This window comes from Sphingomonas sp. S2M10 (assembly GCF_012650175.1).
Lineage (GTDB): Bacteria > Pseudomonadota > Alphaproteobacteria > Sphingomonadales > Sphingomonadaceae > Sphingomonas.
This window is the reverse complement of record NZ_JAAILI010000029.1, coordinates 55,433-73,544: the sequence shown is the minus strand read 5'-3', so window position 1 is coordinate 73,544 and position 18,112 is coordinate 55,433. Positions and strand designations below refer to the sequence as shown.

General features: G+C 68.4%; 18 protein-coding genes. 7 read left to right on the top strand and 11 right to left on the bottom strand.

Annotated features, from left to right (window positions below):
• Positions 1-113: 113 nt before the first annotated feature.
• Positions 114-1,931 carry a sodium:proton antiporter gene (locus S2M10_RS07880; RefSeq protein WP_168845643.1) on the top strand — a complete coding sequence of 606 codons (1,818 nt, stop codon included), beginning with the start codon at positions 114-116 and terminating at the stop codon, positions 1,929-1,931.
• Complete coding sequence (locus S2M10_RS07875) at positions 1,928-2,587, top strand: OmpA family protein (RefSeq protein ID WP_168845642.1); 660 nt, start codon at positions 1,928-1,930, stop codon at positions 2,585-2,587. The genes S2M10_RS07880 and S2M10_RS07875 overlap by 4 nt, the downstream gene beginning before the upstream one ends.
• Here the strand turns inward: S2M10_RS07875 and cysK are convergent.
• From cysK to S2M10_RS07850, 5 genes are all read right to left on the bottom strand, one after another.
• The gene (gene cysK / locus S2M10_RS07870; protein WP_168845641.1) at positions 2,551-3,471 is read right to left on the bottom strand and encodes a cysteine synthase A; all 921 of its coding nucleotides are present in this window, start codon (positions 3,469-3,471) and stop codon (positions 2,551-2,553) included. The genes S2M10_RS07875 and cysK overlap by 37 nt on opposite strands.
• Positions 3,468-4,790 carry an MFS transporter gene (locus S2M10_RS07865; RefSeq protein WP_168845640.1) on the bottom strand — a complete coding sequence of 441 codons (1,323 nt, stop codon included), beginning with the start codon at positions 4,788-4,790 and terminating at the stop codon, positions 3,468-3,470. The genes cysK and S2M10_RS07865 overlap by 4 nt, the downstream gene beginning before the upstream one ends.
• A 64-nt stretch (positions 4,791-4,854) precedes the next feature.
• Positions 4,855-6,249: an MFS transporter gene (locus S2M10_RS07860; RefSeq protein WP_168845639.1), complete on the bottom strand. Its 1,395-nt coding sequence runs from the start codon at positions 6,247-6,249 to the stop codon at positions 4,855-4,857.
• Positions 6,250-6,474: 225 nt separating this feature from the next.
• Positions 6,475-6,669 carry a YdcH family protein gene (locus tag S2M10_RS07855; RefSeq protein WP_247650693.1) on the bottom strand — a complete coding sequence of 65 codons (195 nt, stop codon included), beginning with the start codon at positions 6,667-6,669 and terminating at the stop codon, positions 6,475-6,477.
• A 233-nt stretch (positions 6,670-6,902) separates the two neighbouring features.
• A complete protein-coding gene (locus S2M10_RS07850; RefSeq protein ID WP_168845637.1) occupies positions 6,903-7,424 on the bottom strand; it encodes a glycine zipper 2TM domain-containing protein in 522 nt (173 codons plus the stop codon).
• A 175-nt stretch (positions 7,425-7,599) separates the two neighbouring features.
• Here S2M10_RS07850 and S2M10_RS07845 point away from each other — a divergent pair, with 175 nt between their 5' ends.
• Positions 7,600-7,941: a WYL domain-containing protein gene (locus tag S2M10_RS07845; protein WP_168845636.1), complete on the top strand. Its 342-nt coding sequence runs from the start codon at positions 7,600-7,602 to the stop codon at positions 7,939-7,941.
• Between the two features lie 9 nt (positions 7,942-7,950).
• Here the strand turns inward: S2M10_RS07845 and S2M10_RS07840 are convergent, their stop codons facing one another.
• Positions 7,951-10,260 carry a UvrD-helicase domain-containing protein gene (locus tag S2M10_RS07840; protein ID WP_168845635.1) on the bottom strand — a complete coding sequence of 770 codons (2,310 nt, stop codon included), beginning with the start codon at positions 10,258-10,260 and terminating at the stop codon, positions 7,951-7,953.
• 216 nt (positions 10,261-10,476) lie between these two features.
• On the opposite strand from S2M10_RS07840, the gene S2M10_RS07835 reads away from it, so the two are divergent.
• Positions 10,477-10,620 carry a hypothetical protein gene (locus S2M10_RS07835; RefSeq protein ID WP_168845634.1) on the top strand — a complete coding sequence of 48 codons (144 nt, stop codon included), beginning with the start codon at positions 10,477-10,479 and terminating at the stop codon, positions 10,618-10,620.
• Between the two features lie 62 nt (positions 10,621-10,682).
• Positions 10,683-12,323, top strand: a complete 1,641-nt coding sequence (locus S2M10_RS07830) for an inorganic phosphate transporter (protein ID WP_211090925.1) — start codon at positions 10,683-10,685, stop codon at positions 12,321-12,323.
• Positions 12,324-12,378: 55 nt separating this feature from the next.
• Here S2M10_RS07830 and S2M10_RS07825 read toward each other — a convergent pair whose 3' ends face one another.
• The gene (locus tag S2M10_RS07825) at positions 12,379-12,552 is read right to left on the bottom strand and encodes a hypothetical protein (protein WP_168845633.1); all 174 of its coding nucleotides are present in this window, start codon (positions 12,550-12,552) and stop codon (positions 12,379-12,381) included.
• Positions 12,553-12,677: 125 nt separating this feature from the next.
• Between S2M10_RS07825 and S2M10_RS07820 the strand changes: the two genes are divergently transcribed.
• A complete protein-coding gene (locus S2M10_RS07820) occupies positions 12,678-13,940 on the top strand; it encodes an MFS transporter (protein ID WP_168845632.1) in 1,263 nt (420 codons plus the stop codon).
• A gap of 4 nt (positions 13,941-13,944) precedes the next feature.
• Here S2M10_RS07820 and rsmD read toward each other — a convergent pair whose 3' ends face one another.
• Positions 13,945-14,484 (bottom strand): 16S rRNA (guanine(966)-N(2))-methyltransferase RsmD, encoded by a 540-nt coding sequence (gene rsmD / locus S2M10_RS07815; protein WP_168845631.1) that lies wholly within the window; start codon positions 14,482-14,484, stop codon positions 13,945-13,947.
• Complete coding sequence (locus tag S2M10_RS07810) at positions 14,484-15,989, bottom strand: pseudouridine synthase (RefSeq protein ID WP_168845630.1); 1,506 nt, start codon at positions 15,987-15,989, stop codon at positions 14,484-14,486. Before S2M10_RS07810 ends, rsmD begins: the two co-directional genes overlap by 1 nt.
• Positions 15,990-16,115: 126 nt before the next feature.
• On the opposite strand from S2M10_RS07810, the gene S2M10_RS07805 reads away from it, so the two are divergent.
• Complete coding sequence (locus S2M10_RS07805) at positions 16,116-16,547, top strand: response regulator (RefSeq protein WP_168845629.1); 432 nt, start codon at positions 16,116-16,118, stop codon at positions 16,545-16,547.
• Between the two features lie 6 nt (positions 16,548-16,553).
• On the opposite strand, the gene S2M10_RS22930 is transcribed toward S2M10_RS07805, so the two are convergent.
• A complete protein-coding gene (locus S2M10_RS22930; RefSeq protein WP_282098033.1) occupies positions 16,554-16,685 on the bottom strand; it encodes a hypothetical protein in 132 nt (43 codons plus the stop codon).
• Between the two features lie 27 nt (positions 16,686-16,712).
• The gene (locus S2M10_RS07800; protein ID WP_168845628.1) at positions 16,713-17,906 is read right to left on the bottom strand and encodes an aromatic ring-hydroxylating dioxygenase subunit alpha; all 1,194 of its coding nucleotides are present in this window, start codon (positions 17,904-17,906) and stop codon (positions 16,713-16,715) included.
• Between the last annotated feature and the right edge of the window lie 206 nt (positions 17,907-18,112).

Here is an 18,112-nt window from a genome sequence, read left to right as displayed (position 1 = left end):
GCGCAAGGAAACAGGCGCGCGGCCGGCAGTTGAAACGGAACCGATACGGTGCCGCGACCGTATTGTCGCAGCCAGATTTTACTCAGCGAACGATTGAAGGTGGTTTTCTCCGCATGCATCAACCCGCGCTCGTCATCGCGCTGATCGGGGCGCTCGGCATCGGGGCGCAATGGATCGCGTGGCGGACCGGCTGGCCCGCCATTGCGCTGATGCTGGTGGCCGGCGTGCTCGCCGGGCCGGTGGCGGGGGTGATCGAACCGCATGCGGTGTTCGGCGAACTGCTGGAGCCAATCGTCTCGATCGCCGTCGCGCTGATCCTGTTCGAGGGCGGGCTGAGCCTCAATTTCCGCGAGCTGCGCCGCACCGGCGGCGCGGTGACGCGCCTAGTCCTGCTCGGCGTGCCGATCGGCTGGGGATTGGGGACGCTGGCGCTCTATTATGCCGCCGGGCTGGTATGGCCGGTGGCGACGCTGTTCGCCGGCATCCTGGTCGTCACCGGCCCCACCGTCGTGCTGCCGCTGCTCCGCCAGAGCAACGTCGCGCAGCGGCCGCGGGCGATCCTCAAATGGGAAGCGATCGTCAACGATCCGATCGGCGCGCTGTGCGGCCTCGTCACCTATGAATATCTCCGCCGCGTCGGCGACGGCGGCACGCTGGTCAGCGTGCTCGGCTCGCTGCTCGCCGCCAGCGTCGTCGCCGGGCTGATCGGCTGGGGCGCCGCCAAGGCGATCGGATGGGCCTTTCCGCGCGGCCATGTGCCCGAATATCTGAAGGCGCCGGTGCTGCTCGTGGCGGTGATCGGCGTGTTCGTCGGCTCGAACTTGATCCAGCAGGAGACCGGACTGATCACCGTGACGGTGATGGGCGTGGCGCTCGCCAATATGCGACTCGACTCGCTGCGTGACATTCATCCGTTCAAGGAGAATGTCACCGTCCTGCTGATCTCGGGCGTGTTCGTGCTGCTCTCCGCCTCGCTCGATTTCGAGGTGCTGCGGCACTTCGAGTGGCGCTTCCTCGCCTTCCTCGCCGCGCTGCTGTTCCTGGTGCGGCCGGCGACCGTGCTGCTCAGCCTCGCCTTCACCAAGGTGCCGTGGAACGAGCGACTGCTGCTCGCCTGGATCGCGCCGCGCGGCATCGTCGCGGTGGCGATTTCGGGGCTGTTCGCGCTGCGGCTCGACAAGCTGGGCTATAGCGACGGCTCGATCCTGGTGACCCTGTCCTTCGCGGTGGTGGTGGCGACGATCGTCGCGCACGGCTTCTCGATCGGGCCGGTGGCCAAGCTGCTCAAGGTGACCGGCGCCACCGAGCGCGGGCTGCTGATCGTCGGCGGCACGCCGTGGAGCCAGGCGCTGGCCGAGCAGCTGCGCCAGCTAGAGGTGCCGGTGACGATCTGCGACACCAGCTGGCAGCGGCTGCGCGCGGCGCGGCAGGCGGGCATCGCGACCTATCATGGCGAGATCCTCGCCGAGGCGACCGAGGACCGGCTCGACATGTCGCAATTCCAGGTGCTCGCCGCGACGAGCGACAACGAGGCGTATAACGCGCTCGTCTGCAACGAATTCGCCCATGAAATGGGGCGGGACAATGTCTACCAGCTCGGCAGCGGCGGGCATGACGAAGACGCGCGGGCGCTGCCCGAAGCCCTTCGGGGGCGCGCATTGTTCACCAGTGGCCACGGCGTCGACGAAATCGTGGAGCGCGAGCGCGACGGCTGGAGCTTCCGCAAGACGCGGCTGACCGAGCAGTTCGACTTCGACGCCGCCAAAGCCGACCTGCCCGACGCCGCCGACATGCTGCTGCTGGTCCGCAAGAACGGGATGCTCCGCTTCTTCTCGCACGCCAGCCGGCCGACGCCGCAGCCGGGCGACACGATCATTTCCTATGTGCCGCCCGTGGCGGCGGCGCGGCGGCTCGAGGAGGAGGTTGCATGAGCAGATGGGCGATGCTGGCGCTCATGGGGTTGCTGGCGGGGTGCGAGGCCCGCGCGCCCGCGCGCGACAATGCGGCGACGGCGAACCGGAGCATCCTCGCCGAGGAAGACGGCCTCGCGAACAACAGCGCGGCCGAGGCACCCAAGTCGATCCTCCGCCCCGAAGTGGTGCCCGACGAACCGGAGAAGCCCGAGCTGAAGCCCGTGGATCTTGTCGTGCCCTTCGGCACGTCGGGGCTCAAGCTCGACGATGCCGGCCGCGCGCTGCTCGACGAAGTGCTGGCGAACCCGACGACCGCCGCAGGCGGCACGATCACGATCAGCGGCCATACCGATACGCGCGGCAATGACCGCGACAATCTCATCGCCTCGCGCAAGCGGGCCGAGGCGGTGCGCGACTATCTGCTGTCGAAGGGCGTCGCGGCGGATCGGATGACGGTGGTCGCGCTTGGCGAGACCCGCGCGCTGGTGCCGAATGCCAAGGCGGACGGCAGCGACGATCCGGAGGGGCGAGCGAAGAACCGCCGGGTCGAAGTCCAGGTCGCGCTGCCGCAGACCGTGCCGGCGGAGACGGCCCCGGCCGCCCCGCAGAACGGGACGGCCGAAACGCCGGAAGCTTCTCAGCTCTCGGGCAGGAAGTCCGGCACGCTCAGGTAACGCTCGCCGGTGTCGTAGTTGAAGCCGAGCACGCGCACGCCGTCGGGCAGGTCGGGCAGCTTCTGCAGGATCGCCGCCAGCGTGCCCCCCGAGGAGATGCCGACCAGCATGCCCTCTTCGGCGGCGGAGCGGCGCGCCATGTCCTTGGCGACGGCGGCATCGACCTTGATCACGCCGTCGATCGCATCGGTATGGAGGTTCTTGGGCACGAAGCCCGCGCCGATGCCCTGGATCGGGTGCGGACCCGGCTGGCCACCCGAGATCACCGGCGACAGTTCCGGCTCGACCGCGAACACCTTGAGGTTCGGCCACTCTTTCTTGAGCGCCTCGGCGACGCCGGTGATATGGCCGCCGGTACCGACGCCGGTGATGATCACGTCGATCGGCGTGTCGCGGAAATCGTTGAGGATTTCCTGCGCGGTGGTACGCACATGCACGTCGATGTTCGCAGCGTTTTCGAACTGCTGCGGCATCCAGGCGCCCGGCGTGCTCTCGACGATTTCGAGCGCGCGCTCGATCGCGCCCTTCATGCCCTTTTCGCGCGGGGTGAGATCGAAGCTCGCACCATAGGCCAGCATCAGCCGTCGGCGCTCGAGCGACATGCTCTCCGGCATCACCAGGATCAGCTTGTAGCCCTTCACCGCCGCGACCATCGCCAGGCCGACACCGGTATTGCCGCTGGTCGGCTCGACGATCGTGCCGCCGGGCTGGAGGCTGCCGTCCTTCTCGGCCGCCTCGACCATCGCCAGCGCGATGCGGTCCTTGATCGAGCCGCCCGGGTTCGACCGCTCGGACTTGATCCACACCTCGGCGCCGGGGAACAGGTTGTTGATGCGGACGTGCGGCGTGTTGCCGATCGTCTCGAGGATCGTGTTGGCCTTCATGTCGTCATCTCCTTGGGAGGCACTTCGAGGGTGGCCGGAGGATCGAAGGTTCGAGCCCGCTTGAGCTCAGGAAATAGCTTCGACCACAGCAGCGTGACAAGGATCGCGCCGATGCCGCCGCCGATCACCGCGGCGACCGGCCCGATCAGCGCGGCGAGGAAGCCGCTTTCGGCTTCGCCCAGCTCGTTGGAGCCGGAAATGAACAAAGTGGACACCGCGCCGACCCGGCCGCGCATCTCGTCCGGCGTGTAGAGCTGGATTAGCGACTGGCGGACGTACACGGACACCATATCGGCCGCGCCCAGCACGAACAGCGCCGCCAGCGAGATCAGCACGGCGGGCGACAGGTCGGTGCCGACCGCCTTGGGGCCGAGCACCGGCACCAGCAGCGGCGCGGCCGCGCCGAACACCACCGTCGCCAGGCCGAACAAGGCGACCGCGACCAGCATCTTCACGCCCACATTGGTCTTGAGCGGGCGCCACGAGAAGAACAGGGCCGTCACCACCGCACCCAACGCAGGCGCGGCGCGAAGGTGCCCCAGGCCCTCGGACCCGACCTGGAGGATGTCGCGGGCATAGACCGGCAGCATCGCCGTCGCGCCGCCGAGCAGCACCGCGAACAGGTCGAGCGAGATCGCGCCGAGGACCAGCCGGTTGCGGCGGACATAGTGGAGGCCGTCGACCATCTGCGACAACGGGCTGCCGGTGAACTTGCGATTGGCGACCGGCACCGGGCCGATCAGGAACAGCATCAGCAGCGAGACCAGGAACAGCCCGCCCGACACGGCATAGGCGAGCCACGAGGCCGCGGCATAGAGATAGCCGCCCATCGCCGGGCCGATCACGGTGCCGCTCTGCCACGCGAGCGAGCTCAGCGCGATCGCGGTCGGCAGGACCGCCTTGGGCACGAGGTTGGGCGCCAGCGCACCCAGCGCCGGGCTGGCAAAGGCACGCGCGACGCCGAGCAGGGCTGCGATGCCGAACAGGGCGGGGAGGGTGATGGTGTGCTGCCAGGTCAGCCAGGCGAGGCTCAGCGCGCAGAACGCCTCCAGCGCCACCGCGGCACGCGCGATCCAGCGCCGGTCGATCCGGTCCGCCACCCAGCCGGCGAACAGCGACAGGCACAGGAGCGGCAGGAACTGCGCGACCCCGATCATGCCGAGCTGAAAGGCCGCTTCCTTGATGCTCATCGTCCGGCGGGCGATGTCATAGACCTGCCAGCCGATCACGATCACCATCGCCATCTGCCCCAAAGTGGCGGCAAGGCGAGCGACGAAATAGGCGCGGAAATTGCCGATGGCGAAGGGATGGGGAGACATGGTGCCGCTCTTGGCGCGCGGCCGGGCGCCACGCAATGCTTCGATGGTTTCAGATGATAAAGCTTTACCCCATCTGCGCCGGCTGGGCCTGGTCCGCTTCCACCTTGCCCGGATTGCGGAGCGACGGCCGCAGGCGGGCGAGGCTGCAGAGGCCGGCGACCAGCGCCAGACCGGCGGCGACCAGCGCGGGGGTCATGCCGGCGCCCACGCCCGCCGCCAGCAGCGCGGCGACCAGCGTCGCGCCCGTCGTCTGGCCGACCATGCGGGTCGTCGAGATCAGCCCGCCCGCCGCCGCCGCGCGCTCCACCGGCGCCGAGCCGATGATCAGCCGCGCATTGGGCGACAGGAACATGCCGAATCCCGCGCCGGTCAGCGACATCCGCCAGGCGATGTCGAAATAGCTCGGATCGTGCGGCAGGAAGGCAAGCGCGAGCAGCCCCGAAATGGCGATCGCCATGCCGATGCCGCCCAGCGCTCCGGCGGGATAGCGATCGGACAGGCTGCCGGCGAGCGGGGCCACGAACATCGTCGTCAGCGGCCAGGGCGCGATCGCCGCGCCGACTTCGGAGGGCGCGAAGCCATAGCCGTGCTGGAGGCGGAAGGGCAGCGAGAGCAACAGGGTCATGGTGGCGATGAAAGCCGTGAAGGCGCCGATCGTGGAAAGCGCCAGCACGGGCCGCGCGAGCAGGTCCACCGGCAGGATCGGCTCGGCTTCGGCCCGTTCACGGCGCACGAAGATCACGCCGATCGCGACGCCGGCGAACACGATGGCGGCGGACACCACCGGGCTGTCGCCATGCACGCCGCTTTCGGCGCCGCCAATCACCAGCCCGAACATCGCCGCGCACAGCACCGCGCCGAGCACGTCGAACGGAGCCTCGGAGCGGGCGACGTCGGGGAGCGAACGGCCGAGCAGCAAGCTGGCGATCGCGAACGGGACGGCGGAGGCGAACACCCAGGGCCACGGCCCCACCGCCAGGACCAGGCCGCCCAGCGTCGGCGCGATCGCGGCGGAAACCGACACCACCACCGAATTGACGCCCAGCCCGCGCCCGAGCTGCTTTGTCGGGTAGATCTGCCGTACCAGTGCCGAGGAGACGCTGAGCGCCGCCGCCGCACCCGTGGCCTGCGCGGCGCGCACGATCAGCAGGAAGGGCAGGCTCTTGGCGAAGAAGCACAGGATCGTGGCGACGGTGAACACGATCTGCCCCCATTGGTACAGTCGCTTGAGCCCGATCCGATTGCCCAGCCCCGAAAAGGGCAGGAGAAGCATCACCAGCACCAGCTGGTAGACGGTCACCACCGCAACCGCGGCGGAAGAATCGACGCGCAGATCGCGCGCGATGGTGGGGAGCGCCACGGTGGCGATGGCGCCGTCGATCACCACCAGCGCCGTACCGAACGAAACGGCGGCGATGGCGGTAAGGCGGCGCGGCATGGGGAGGCCGTCGGTCTGCATCGCGGGCTTAGTGCACCAGGCCGCCCGCAGTTCCCAGCCCGGAACTCCAGGACCGCCGCCGGGTTTAGTGAACAACCGAAACGACGCTGTCAGGAGATCGAAATGGGTAAGGGCATCTTGTTGTGGTTGCTGGGAATTCCTCTTCCCATCATCATCCTCCTGCTGATCTTCTGGCACTGAGGATGGCGGGGCCGCGGCGATCGCGGCGGCCCCACTGCCGTCGGATCAGTGCCGACGGGCGACCAGCGCCAGCCGTGCCGCCGGGGCGGGCAGATGCAGGTGCAGCCGATCCTTCACGGCAAGCTTGTGTTTCTTTAGCTGTGCCACCCGAAATGCATCCGGCATGCGGCGGCGAAGCTCGCGGCCGATCTCGCGCTCGAGCATCCGGTGCGTGGCGATCAGGCGTTCTACAATGGTCATCGTCATGGCTCCACATCGATGGAAGTGCATCGATCGAGCGGCCCGATGAAACAGGGGTGCGAGGAAGTGGAAACACCGTCGATCCTGCACCGAGCACGCTCGATGCGGTCCGACATCACGGGGCTTCAGGTGAAGCCGCCGCCAGAGGGGCCCGGTCCCGCCCGATCAACATAGGCACGTCATCGTTGCGCGCAAGGGGCTTCGCGACGAACCGTGCGAAGCCCCCGCAAGCCTCAGCGGCAGCGCACGTCCTGGTTGTTCATCTGGTTGTTGCGATCGACCGAGTTACCGATCGCGCCGCCGGCGATCGCACCAAGCAGCGTCCCGACCGTGCTGGAGCGGCGGCCGGAGATCACGTTGCCGAACAGGCCGCCCGCCGCCGCACCGACGATCAGGCCGGTCGTGCCATCGGGACGCTTGCAATAATAACGACCGTCATCGCCGCGGTAGACGCGGTCGTTTGCACTGAGCACCCGTTCGCTGCCGCCCGGACGATAATAGCGCGAGGGCTCGTAATCGCCTTCGTCGCGGATGTCGAGGCGCGGCGGCGGCGGTGCATGCGCCAGCCAGTCGCTGTAGTTGGCGTAGCGCTCCGATGCCTGCTGGAACAGCCGGTACTCACGATCAAACCGGTCCCGCGCTGCTTCGAAGCGGGCGCGCTCCTGATCGGGCGAGGCATATTGCTGGGCCGACGCCGGCGCGGCGACCGAAAGGCCAGCGGCCGTCAGCGCGACCAGGGCCAGAACATGCTTCATGCGAGTCTCCTTCATCAACACGCCGGCGCAGCCGCCGGGAACGCCGCTGTCATCCGGTCTTGCGCGTGAAGCGCGGCTGAACGAAGCTGGGACAAAACAGGGCTGGGAGAGGGCTGTTCCATGGTCTATGCGCTTTGCTCTTGCTGCTCTGCAGCATTGGTATCATATTTGTCCCATGAACGTTAGCGCAGCCGTGACCGAAGCTCCCGTCAACAACACTCCGTTCGTCCTTGAGGGCATCGTGCGCCTGCGCTGCCTGCAGGTAACCTATAATCGCACGCGGATGATCGTGGCGCCGCACATCCTCTATACGCGCAACGAGTCGCTCTATACCGACGCGTTCATCGTGTCGCGCGAGGGCATGCTGCCGCGCGAGCCGAAAATGGCGACCTTCAAGGTCGACGGCCTTCGGGAAGTGGCGGTGCTGGACCGCGCGTTCGAGATCAGCGATCTGTTCGATCCCGAGCTCGAAAAATATGCCGGCGTGACGCTGATGCAGGTCGAGCCGGCGGCCTGACCCGGCGGTTCAGTCAGGCACGCTGACGAAGCTGTCCATCACCCGCTTGCGGCCGGCCTGTTCGAAATCGATCTCGAGCTTGTTGCCTTCGATCTCGGCGATCAGCCCATAGCCGAACTTCTGATGGAACACGCGCATGCCTAGCGAAAGGTCGCCGCGCGGCTTGGCGCCGAAGCTGACGGCCGAGGCACGGCTCTCCAGCACGCGCGGCTGGTCGCGGGTGAAGGTGCGCTGGGTGAAGCCGCCGCCGGGGTTGGTCGGATCGACCCCCGCCGCACGCTGCCAGCCAGGACCGCGACCTGCGCCGCGCGCCACATCGGCAAAGGGGTCGCTCCGCTCGCTCCAGTTCGCCCGCCACAGGCTCTCGCCGCCGGTCATCGAGCTTTCGGATTCGACATGCTCGGGGGGCAGTTCGCCGACGAAGCGGCTCGGCAGGCTTGACGTCCATTGGCCATAGATTCGCCGATTGGCGGCATGGAGGATGATCGCGCGCCGCCGCGCCCGGGTGATCGCGACATAGGCGAGCCGGCGCTCCTCCTCCAGGCTGGCGAGCCCGCCCTCGTCGAGCGCGCGCTGCGAGGGGAAGATGCCTTCCTCCCAGCCGGCGAGGAACACGGTGTCGAACTCCAGCCCCTTGGCGGCGTGGATGGTCATGATGGTGACCTTGGGCTCCTCGGCCGAGGCCTCGTTGTCCATCACCAGGCTGACATGCTCGAGAAAGGCCGAGAGGCTCTCATATTCCTCCATCGCGCGGACGAGTTCGTTCAGATTTTCGAGTCGTCCGGCCGCCTCGGCGGTGCGATCGGCCTGCCACATCGCGGTATAGCCGCTCTCGTCGAGGATGATGCGGGCAAGGTCGGGGTGCTGGAGGTCGTCCCCCATGCTCCGCCAGCGCGCCATGTCGCCGATCAGGTTGCCGAGCGATCGCCGTGCCTGCGGGGTCAGCTCGTCGGTATCGAGGATGCGCGCCGCGGCGGTGGCGAGCGGCAGCCCCTGCGCGCGGGCGAACTGGTGCACCTTGGCCAGCGCCTTGTCGCCCAGCCCGCGCTTGGGGACGTTGACGATGCGCTCGAAGGCGAGGTCGTCGGCCGGCTGGGCGACGATGCGCAGATAGGCGAGCGCGTCGCGGATTTCCTGGCGCTCGTAAAAGCGGAAGCCGCCGATGATTCGATAGGGCAGGCCGATCGCGATGAACCGGTCTTCGAACTCGCGGGTCTGGTGCTGCGCACGGACCAGGATCGCGGTCGCGTCGAGGCTGAGCCCGCCGCGCTGCAGCCCCTCGATCTCCTCGCCGACGCGGCGCGCCTCCTCGGGCCCGTCCCACACGCCGAGCACCTTCACCTTCTCGCCGACGTCCATCTCCGTCCACAGCGTCTTGCCGAGCCGCCCGCCATTGTTGGCGATCACGCCCGAGGCGGCGCCGAGGATGTGGGGGGTGGAGCGGTAATTCTGCTCCAGCTTGATCACGACGGCGCCGGGGAAGTCCTTCTCGAACTTCAGGATATTCTCCACCTGCGCACCGCGCCAGCTGTAGATCGACTGGTCGTCGTCGCCGACGCAGCAGATGTTCTTGCGCTCCTGCGCGAGCAGCCGCAGCCAGAGATACTGGACCGAGTTCGTGTCCTGATACTCGTCCACCATGATGTAGCGGAAGCGCTTCTGATATTGCTCCAGCACCTCACGATTGGTCTTAAGAATCGTGAGCATGTGGAGCAGAAGGTCGCCGAAATCGCAGGCGTTCAGCAGCCGCAGCCGCTCCTGATACTGGGCGTAGAGCGACTGGCCGCGGCCATTGGCATAGCTCTCCGATTCGCCAGCGTCGAGGTCGGCGGGGATCATGCCGCGGTTCTTCCAGCCGTCAATCAGCCCGGCGAGCTGACGCGCGGGCCAGCGCTTCTCGTCGAGGTCGTTGGCGAGGATCAGCTGCTTGAGCAGGCGCAGCTGGTCGTCGGTATCGAGGATGGTGAAGTTGCTCTCCAGCCCGACCAGTTCGGCATGGCGGCGGAGCATCTTGGCGCCGATCGCGTGGAAGGTGCCGAGCCACGGCATGCCCTCCACCGCGTCGCCGACCAGCCGGCCGACGCGCTCCTTCATTTCGCGCGCGGCCTTGTTGGTGAAGGTGACGGACAGGATTTCGGACGGATAGGCCCGCCGAGTCCACAGCAGATGCGCCAGTCGCGCGGTGAGCGCCGCGGTTTTCCCCGTCCCGGCCCCGGCGAGGACCAGCACCGGCCCCTCGGTGGTGAGCACGGCCTGGCGCTGAGGATCGTTCAGACCCTGAAGATAGGGGGCGTCCTGGGAAGAGGGGGCAAGCGACATGCGTGAACAACTAGGGAACGTGGCCGCGGCCCGCAAGCTTTACGCAACGCCGCCCGGGCCCGGCACCGACAGGTTTCGAACGCATCAAGAGCATATTACCGCAAAACCGGGGATGTTCGCATTGCCTCCCATCCCTCGGACGACTATGGGGTGCCGCGAGATCAACCCGTGACAAGTCCCAACGCCTCCCGCCGACTGAAGGTGCGCCTTGCAGTCGTGCTGACGCTCGCGATCATCGCGGCCGTTGTCGCGTGGCGTTCGGCGCCGTTGTCCGAGACCGCATGTACGGCGGGGCGACACGAGGAACGCGATGCTGGCGGCAAGCTCGTGCGGATCACGCATACTGAATGCCTGCGTTGAACGCATGTTCCCGACCACTTGTCATTATCCTGTCATAAGCCAAACCCAAAGGCGCTAACATCATGGCGACGCTCGCAATGGAACAGGCCGCGACGGCAGACTTGCCGCGAAGTCCTCGATTTAACGAAAAAACCCATCCTGTAGCGAAGCTGCTGTTCGCCGTCGTGCTGATCGGCGGCCTTGGCTTTGCCGGCTGGAGCATCCTGCTGGATACCCGTGCGGCCGGTGAACAGATGGCGCTCGGCGTCTTCGCGTTTCTCGGGCTCGCGCTGATCATCGCACTTGCCTTCGAGTTCGTGAACGGGTTTCACGACACGGCCAACGCCGTCGCGACGGTGATCTACACCAATTCGATGCCGGCGCAGCTGGCGGTGGTGTGGTCCGGCTTCTTCAACTTCCTGGGCGTGATGCTGTCGAGCGGCGCAGTTGCCTATGCGATCATCACCCTGCTGCCGGTAGACCTGATCCTCAACGTCGGCTCGGCGGCCGGCTTCTCGATGATCTTCGCGCTGCTGTTCGCCGCGGTGCTCTGGAACCTGGCCACCTGGTATGTCGGCCTGCCCAACTCCTCCAGCCATGCGCTGATCGGATCGGTGCTGGGCGTCGGCTTCGCCAACCAGCTGATTCTCGGCGGTTCGCGCGGGGGCACGGCGGGTGTCGACTGGAGCCAGGCGGGCAAGGTATTCTCGGCCCTGTTGTGGAGCCCGTTGTTGGGCTTTGCCGGCGCGCTGCTGTTGCTGCTGGCGATGCGGGTGGTCTTCATGAAGAGCCCGCAGCTGTTCCAGGCGCCGTCTGGCAATACGCCGCCGCCGCGGGGCATCCGCGCGCTGCTGATCGGCACCTGCACCGCGGTCTCGTTCTTCCACGGATCGAACGACGGCCAGAAGGGCATGGGCCTGATCATGCTGATCCTGATCGGCTGCGCGCCCACCGCCTATGCGTTGAACCGCACGCTGCCTGCGAGCGCGACGGCGGCGTTCGTCCAGACCTCCTATGCCGCCAATGCGGTTTTCCGTGCGCGCAGCGGCGGCGTGGCGCTGACCCCGGTCGACGCGCGGGCGACGCTGACCGAGGCACTTCAGCACCGCAAGGCGGAAGGCCCCAAGGTCTATGCCGCGCTGGATTCACTGTCCGCCAGCCTGACCGAACAGGTTTCGAGCTACGGCTCGCTCAGCAAGGTGCCGGCGCGGGCGAGTTCGAACGTTCGCAACGACATGTATCTGGTGCTCGACACCACCCGGCTGGCCACGAAGAAGCCAGATGGCTTCAACCCGGCCGAGCGGGAGACGCTGAAGGCCTATCAGAAGGATCTCGAAGGCGGCACGCGCTTCATCCCGCTCTGGGTCAAGATCGTCGTCGCGATCGCGCTGGGCCTGGGCACGATGATCGGGTGGAAGCGCATCGTGGTGACGGTGGGCGAAAAGATCGGCAAGCAGCACATGACCTATGGAATGGGCGCCGCAGCCGAGATCGTCGCTGCCGCGACGATCATGGGCGCCGACCATCTCGGCGTACCGGTCTCAACCACGCACATCCTGTCCTCGGGCGTAGCCGGCGCCTCGGTCGGCAGCGGTGCCGGGCTGCAGTTCCGGACCATCCGCAACATGGCGCTTGCCTGGCTGATGACGCTGCCCGCCGCGATGCTGCTGTCGGGCGGCCTCTACTGGCTGATGCTGAACGCGGTGCGGATCTTCGGCCTGTAAGGGCCGGCACCACCGGGCGTTTGGAGGGCGGGACGCGGGTCCCGCCCTTTTCGTGTCAGCCGTGCAGCAGGTCGTGAACGGCGAGATGCAAGCCCGCCCGCACGCCGCTGGTGTCGGCGCGAAGGTCTGCCTTCACATGCTCCACGGGGTTGTAGGCTGCGACCAGCCCGCCCGCCAGCAGGCTGAAAAAGGCCGCATAGACCATCCGCTTGATCGGCGATTCGCGCATATCCCGACTCCCTAATTCCGGTGCAGCGAGTGCGACCGTCGATACCGTGCCGAAACTGTCGCTCCGCTGAACGCGGCTTGACCCGCGCGACGACTGGTCCGAGGGAGGCGGCCGGAGGATCGCACATGGCCCATGCCGCCACGCCCGTCTCCCACCGCCGCATCCTGTTCGCGAGCCTGGTGGGGACGTCGGTCGAGTTCTACGATTTCTACATCTACGCAACCGCGACGGCGCTGGTGTTCGGCCCGCTGTTCTTCCCCGCGCAGGAGCCGTGGCTGCAGCAGGTCGCGGCCTATGCCAGCTTCAGCGTCGCCTTTTTCGCGCGGCCGCTGGGCGGGCTGGTGTTCGGCCATTTCGGCGACCGGCTCGGGCGCAAGTCGACGCTGGTCGCCTCGCTGATGCTGATGGGCGCCTCCACCGTGCTGATCGGCTGCCTGCCCGGGCACGCGATGATCGGCTGGGTGGCGCCCTTGCTGCTCTGCCTGCTCCGCTTCGGCCAGGGGCTGGGGCTGGGCGGCGAATGGGGCGGGGCGAGCCTGCTCGCGGTGGAATATGCGCCCAAGGGCTGGGCATACCGCTATGGCAGCTTCCCGCCGCTCGGCGCGCCGGTAGGGTTCATCGCGGCCAACGGGCTTTTCCTGCTGCTCGGCGCGTTCCTCACCGACGAGGCCTTTCGCGACTGGGGCTGGCGCCTGCCGTTCCTGGCGAGCGCGGCGCTGGTAGGGCTCGGCCTGTGGGTGCGCCTGCGCATTGCCGAGACTCCGGCCTTTGTCGAGGCGGCCGAACATGCCCCGCCGCCGCAGGTGCCGCTGGGCGTGCTGCTGCGCGAGCATCTCGGCGCGACGCTGGCGGGGACGTTGGGCACCGTCGCCTGTTTCGCGCTGTTCTACGTCGCCACGCTGTTCGCGATCGGCTTCGGCACCAAGACGCTCGGCTATCCGCGCGAAGCCTTTCTCGGTGCCGAGCTGGCCGCGATCCTGTTCATGGCGCTGGGCATCGGCGTCGCCGGCTGGCTGGCCGACAAGCGCGGCGCGACCCTGGTGCTCGCGCTCGGCTGCATCGCGATGGTGCCGCTGGGGCTGGCGATGCCCGTGCTGCTGGTGCCGGGGTCGCTGCTCGCGGTGTTCGTCTGGCTTGCCGCCGGACTGTTCGTGATGGGCTTCGTCTATGGGCCGCTCGGCGGCTGGCTGCCGAGCCTGTTTCCGGCGCAGGTCCGCTACACCGGCGTTTCGGTGACCTTCAACCTCGGCGGCATCCTCGGCGGCGGGCTCACCCCGCTGATCGCGCAGACGCTGGTCGAGCGCGGCGGGATCGGCATGGTCGGTTGGTATCTGGCGGGGGCCGCCGGGCTCAGCCTGATCGGCCTGCTGCTCACCCGGCGGCGCTGATCCTTCAGGCGGGGCGGAGCAGCGTCAGCTTCGCCTTGCCGTACACCCGGTCTGCATCGATCACGAAGCCGGCAAGTTCGACATCCTCGGTCTTGCCGGTCTCGATGCTGATCCAGCTGCCGGGGCCGGTCCAGCCGAGCCGGGCCAGCTTGTCGAGCGCGACGACGCCGGCGCCGGTGCCATAGGGCGGGTCCATCAGGATCAGGTCGAGCGGCGCGCGGGCTGGGCCCAGCGCCATCACCGATCCTGGGCGGACATCGGTGCCCTTGGCGCCGAGCTTGGCGATATTGGCCTTGAGCGCGTCCAGCGCCGCCCGGTCCTGCTCGACGAACAGGCACGAGGCGGCGCCGCGCGACAGGGCTTCCAGCCCGAGCGCGCCCGAACCCGCGAAAAAGTCACCGACGGCGAGGCCCTCGAAACTGCCGAGCCTGGAGGCAAGCATCGAGAACAGCGCCTCGCGGGTGCGATCGGCGGTGGGACGGGTAGTGTCGCCCTTGGGGGCGGCGAGCGGTCGGCCGCGCCAGTCTCCGGCGATGATCCGCATCAGCCGCGCTCCCGCGGCGGACGGCCGGGGCCGCCGGGCCGCTGCGGACGATTGCCGCCGCCGCTGCCACCGGGCCGGGGCGTGCGCGGACGTTCGGACGTGGTGGTACCGCCGAGACGCTGCGTGCGGGGACCGCGCGGACGTTCGCCCTCGTCGCCGCCGAACCGCGACGGGCGCGGCGTGCGATTGCGCTCGGCGCCGTCGCCGCGCTGCTCCGTGCTGCGTGGCCCGCGCGGACGTTCGCCATCCTGACCGCCGAAGCGAGAGGGCCGTGGTCCGCTGTTGCGCTCAGCCGAGTCTCCGCTTGCCCGCGCCGTTCGCGGTCCGCGCGGGCGATCCCCGTCGGCACCGCCGAAGCGCGACGGGCCGGCGGGACGGCCGCTCTCGCCGCCGCGCGGGGTGCGCGGGCGCTCGGCACCCTGATCGCCGCGCGCATCGCGGCGGCCACGCGGGCGATCGACCAGATCGCCGGCGCGCGGCTCGCGGGTGTCGCGGAAGGACTTTGCACGGGCGGCGCGGGCAGGCTTGCCGACAGCGCCCTCGCTGCCCTCGCGCACGCCGAGCCGGCCGCCGGTTCGCGGCCGGTCCTCGCCGTCCTTGGGCTTGGCCTTGGGGGTGGCGCGCGCGGTGAACACCGGGCCCTTGGCCACCGGTGCGGGCTTGGCGATCCGGCGACGCCCCTCGGGCTCGACCTTGGCCGGTTTCTCGACCGGTTCGATCGCACGCTGGCGGGTGGCGAACTGGAGGTTGGACGCCGCCTTGCCGCCGCCGGCCTTGCCCAGCACGGTGCGGAAGGTGATCAGATCGGCCTGGCGGATCTCGTCGACGTCGCCGGCGGGCAGGTCGTACAGGTAGAAGGGGCCGTAGCGGGTGCGGATCAGGCGGCTCACCTGAAGCCCGAGGAACTCGAGGACGTTGCGGACTTCGCGGTTCTTGCCTTCGGTCAGCGTCATCTCGATCCAGAGATTGGCGCCGGTCCGCCGCTCGATATTGGCGTTGATCGGGCCGTAGCGGACGCCCTCGATCTCGATGCCGAGCATCAGGTCCTCGAGCTGCTCCTGGCTCACCTGGCCATAGGCGCGGGCGCGGTAGGTGCGCTCGACGCCGCTCGCCGGCAGCTCCATCTCGCGCTTGAGCTCGCCATCGGTGGTGAGCAGCAGCAGCCCCTCGGTGTTGAGATCGAGTCGTCCGACCGGCATCACCCGGGGCAGCCCTTCCGGCATGCGGTCATAGATGGTCGGCCGACCGGTGAAATCGCGCTCGGCGGTGAGCAGGCCGGCGGCCTTGTGGTAGCGGAACAGCCGCGCGGGCGCTGCCGCCGCCACGGGCTTGCCGTCGACGGTGACGCCGTGCAGCGAGGTGAGGATGGTCGCGGGGGTATCGAGCGTGGCGCCGTTGAGGGCGATGCGGCCCTCGGCAATCATCCGCTCGATCTCGCGCCGCGAGGCGATGCCGGCACGGGCGAGGAGCTTGGCGATACGCTGCGGCGTACCGGTGGTTTTCATAGGCTTGGAGTCAGACACCGCAGCGCTATAGCGATTTCAGCGGGGCTGGCAAAAATTTATGCGGTGCCAGTTCGTGACTGGCGCGTTACGGACTTCGCCAGGCGGTTGATTCGGGGCACAAAGGGCATGTTGTTCGGAAGGAAGAAGCGGCGAATCGAACATCTTCTCGTGGTGGAGGATGAGCCGCTGGTGGCGTTCGACACCGAGCATTTCCTTCGCGAGTCGGGTTTCACCATCGTGGCGACGGTCGATTCGGTCGCGGATGCGACCCGGATCGTGGACACCGAGGAACCGCTTGACCTGGTCTTGGCGGATATCAACCTCGCCGACGGCAGCGGGGTGGAAGTGGCGCGGACCGCTTTCGCGCGCGGGGTGCCGGTGCTGTTCGTGACGGGCGCGTGCCCGGCGGACGCACGCGCGCTGGCGGCAGGGTGCCTCTCCAAACCCTATGCCCAGCGCGATCTGCTGCTGGCGATCGATGCCATCGAGGCGGTGCTGGAAGGCGGCAAGGTGCCGCGCCGCCTGCCGGGCAGCTTCAACCTGTTCCTGGGCGGCTGACGCCGCTTAGCGCACGAACAGCGAGACGACCACACCCGCCCAGGCGAACACCGAGGCCAAGACCGCCAGATGCGCGACCGTTTCCGACGGCGAGGCCTGCTTGGGGGCTGGGGCGGCGCGTGTGCGGGTGCTGGACATGGTGAACTCCTTTGTACGACGCCGGTGTTATACCACCCCTTCCTGAACAGAAGCCTGCCCAGCGGGCCGAGTCGCACCGGTTGCAGGCGCATCGTCGCACGAAACCCACGCATCGACCGCATCGTGGAAAACGCGGACCCCCTGTTCGAGCGTGCCGAGCGTTACCTGCTCGATCGCGCCCGCTGCCAGCCCCTGCTGCGCCAGCGCGCAGGCGCGGAAATCCTCCGCCGCGAACACCCCTTCGTCGAGCAGCTGCCAGCTGCGTTCCCAATGGGCCAGCGCCTTTTCGGTCGCGGGCGCCTCGGGGATCAGCATGAAATCCTCGACCCAGACCTCGTCCACCGCCCGCGGCATCAGCACCATCAGGTTGATGTAATCGGGGCTGACCGCGAGCACCGCGCCGGGGAACATCTGATAGGTATAGGTGATCGCCCCGCGCAGAGTGGGCCAGTCGTCCGACTCGAGCTCGGCGATGCTGGCGGCGCGGCCGACCGCGGAGCGCTGGTGCGGACCGATCCGGTCGGCGGCGGAGATGCCGTCCTGGAAGAAGGGCGCAATGCTCTCCGCGTGGAGCCGCTGGATGTGATAGCTCTCCAGAAAGGCGTCCATCACCAGCTTCCAGTTGGCCGGTACCCGGTGGGTACGCCTGCGGAAACAATGCTGGCCGGCAAGGTCGAAGGCGGCGAAATCCTGCGCGAGCGTGTCGGCATGGCCGAAGTCCGCGGCGTCATCGAAGGCGAACCAGATCAGCCCGCCGGCTTCGTGCGTGGGCATACGGCGCAGCGCGAAGGCGGCCTTGTCGAGGCCGGGGAACGCCTCGGCGCGCGGGATCCCCGCCAGCCTGCCGTCGAGCGTGTAGCTCCAGGCATGATAGGGGCAGACGAGGCGCGGGGCGGTCACGGCGTCGCACCCCTCCACCAGCCGCGTGCCGCGATGCCGGCAGACGTTGAGGAAGACATGCGCCTCGCCCTGCTTGTCGCGCGTGATCAGCAGCGGCTTGCCGAAGCCGTCATGCGGGATCGCCATGCCGGGTTCGGGCAGCAAGGCGGAAGGCGCGAGCACCAGCGGTGCGCGATGGAAGATGCGCTCGCGCTCGGCGGAGAAACGCTCCGGGCTGGTATAGACGCTCGCATCGACATGGGTGATCGGGCCCGTGCCCGCGTCGCTGCCCCGCGCCAGCATCGTCGCGAGCGCGCGCTGGCCTTGCGTCGGTGCGTTCATGGCTATCCTCTCCCGAATTTTCGGCTAGTTTCCGCCTTCCATGCCCAACGAACAAGCCCCCATCGCGGCGCGCGGCCGCGCCACCACCCCCTATGTCCTCGCCCAACTGGCCCTCGCGGCCGGCCTTGCCCTGCTGGCGGTGCCATGGGCCCGCGTCGGCGGCGCGCCGGTGCCGGGCTATTGCTTCGCGGCGGGCTGGAGCGACG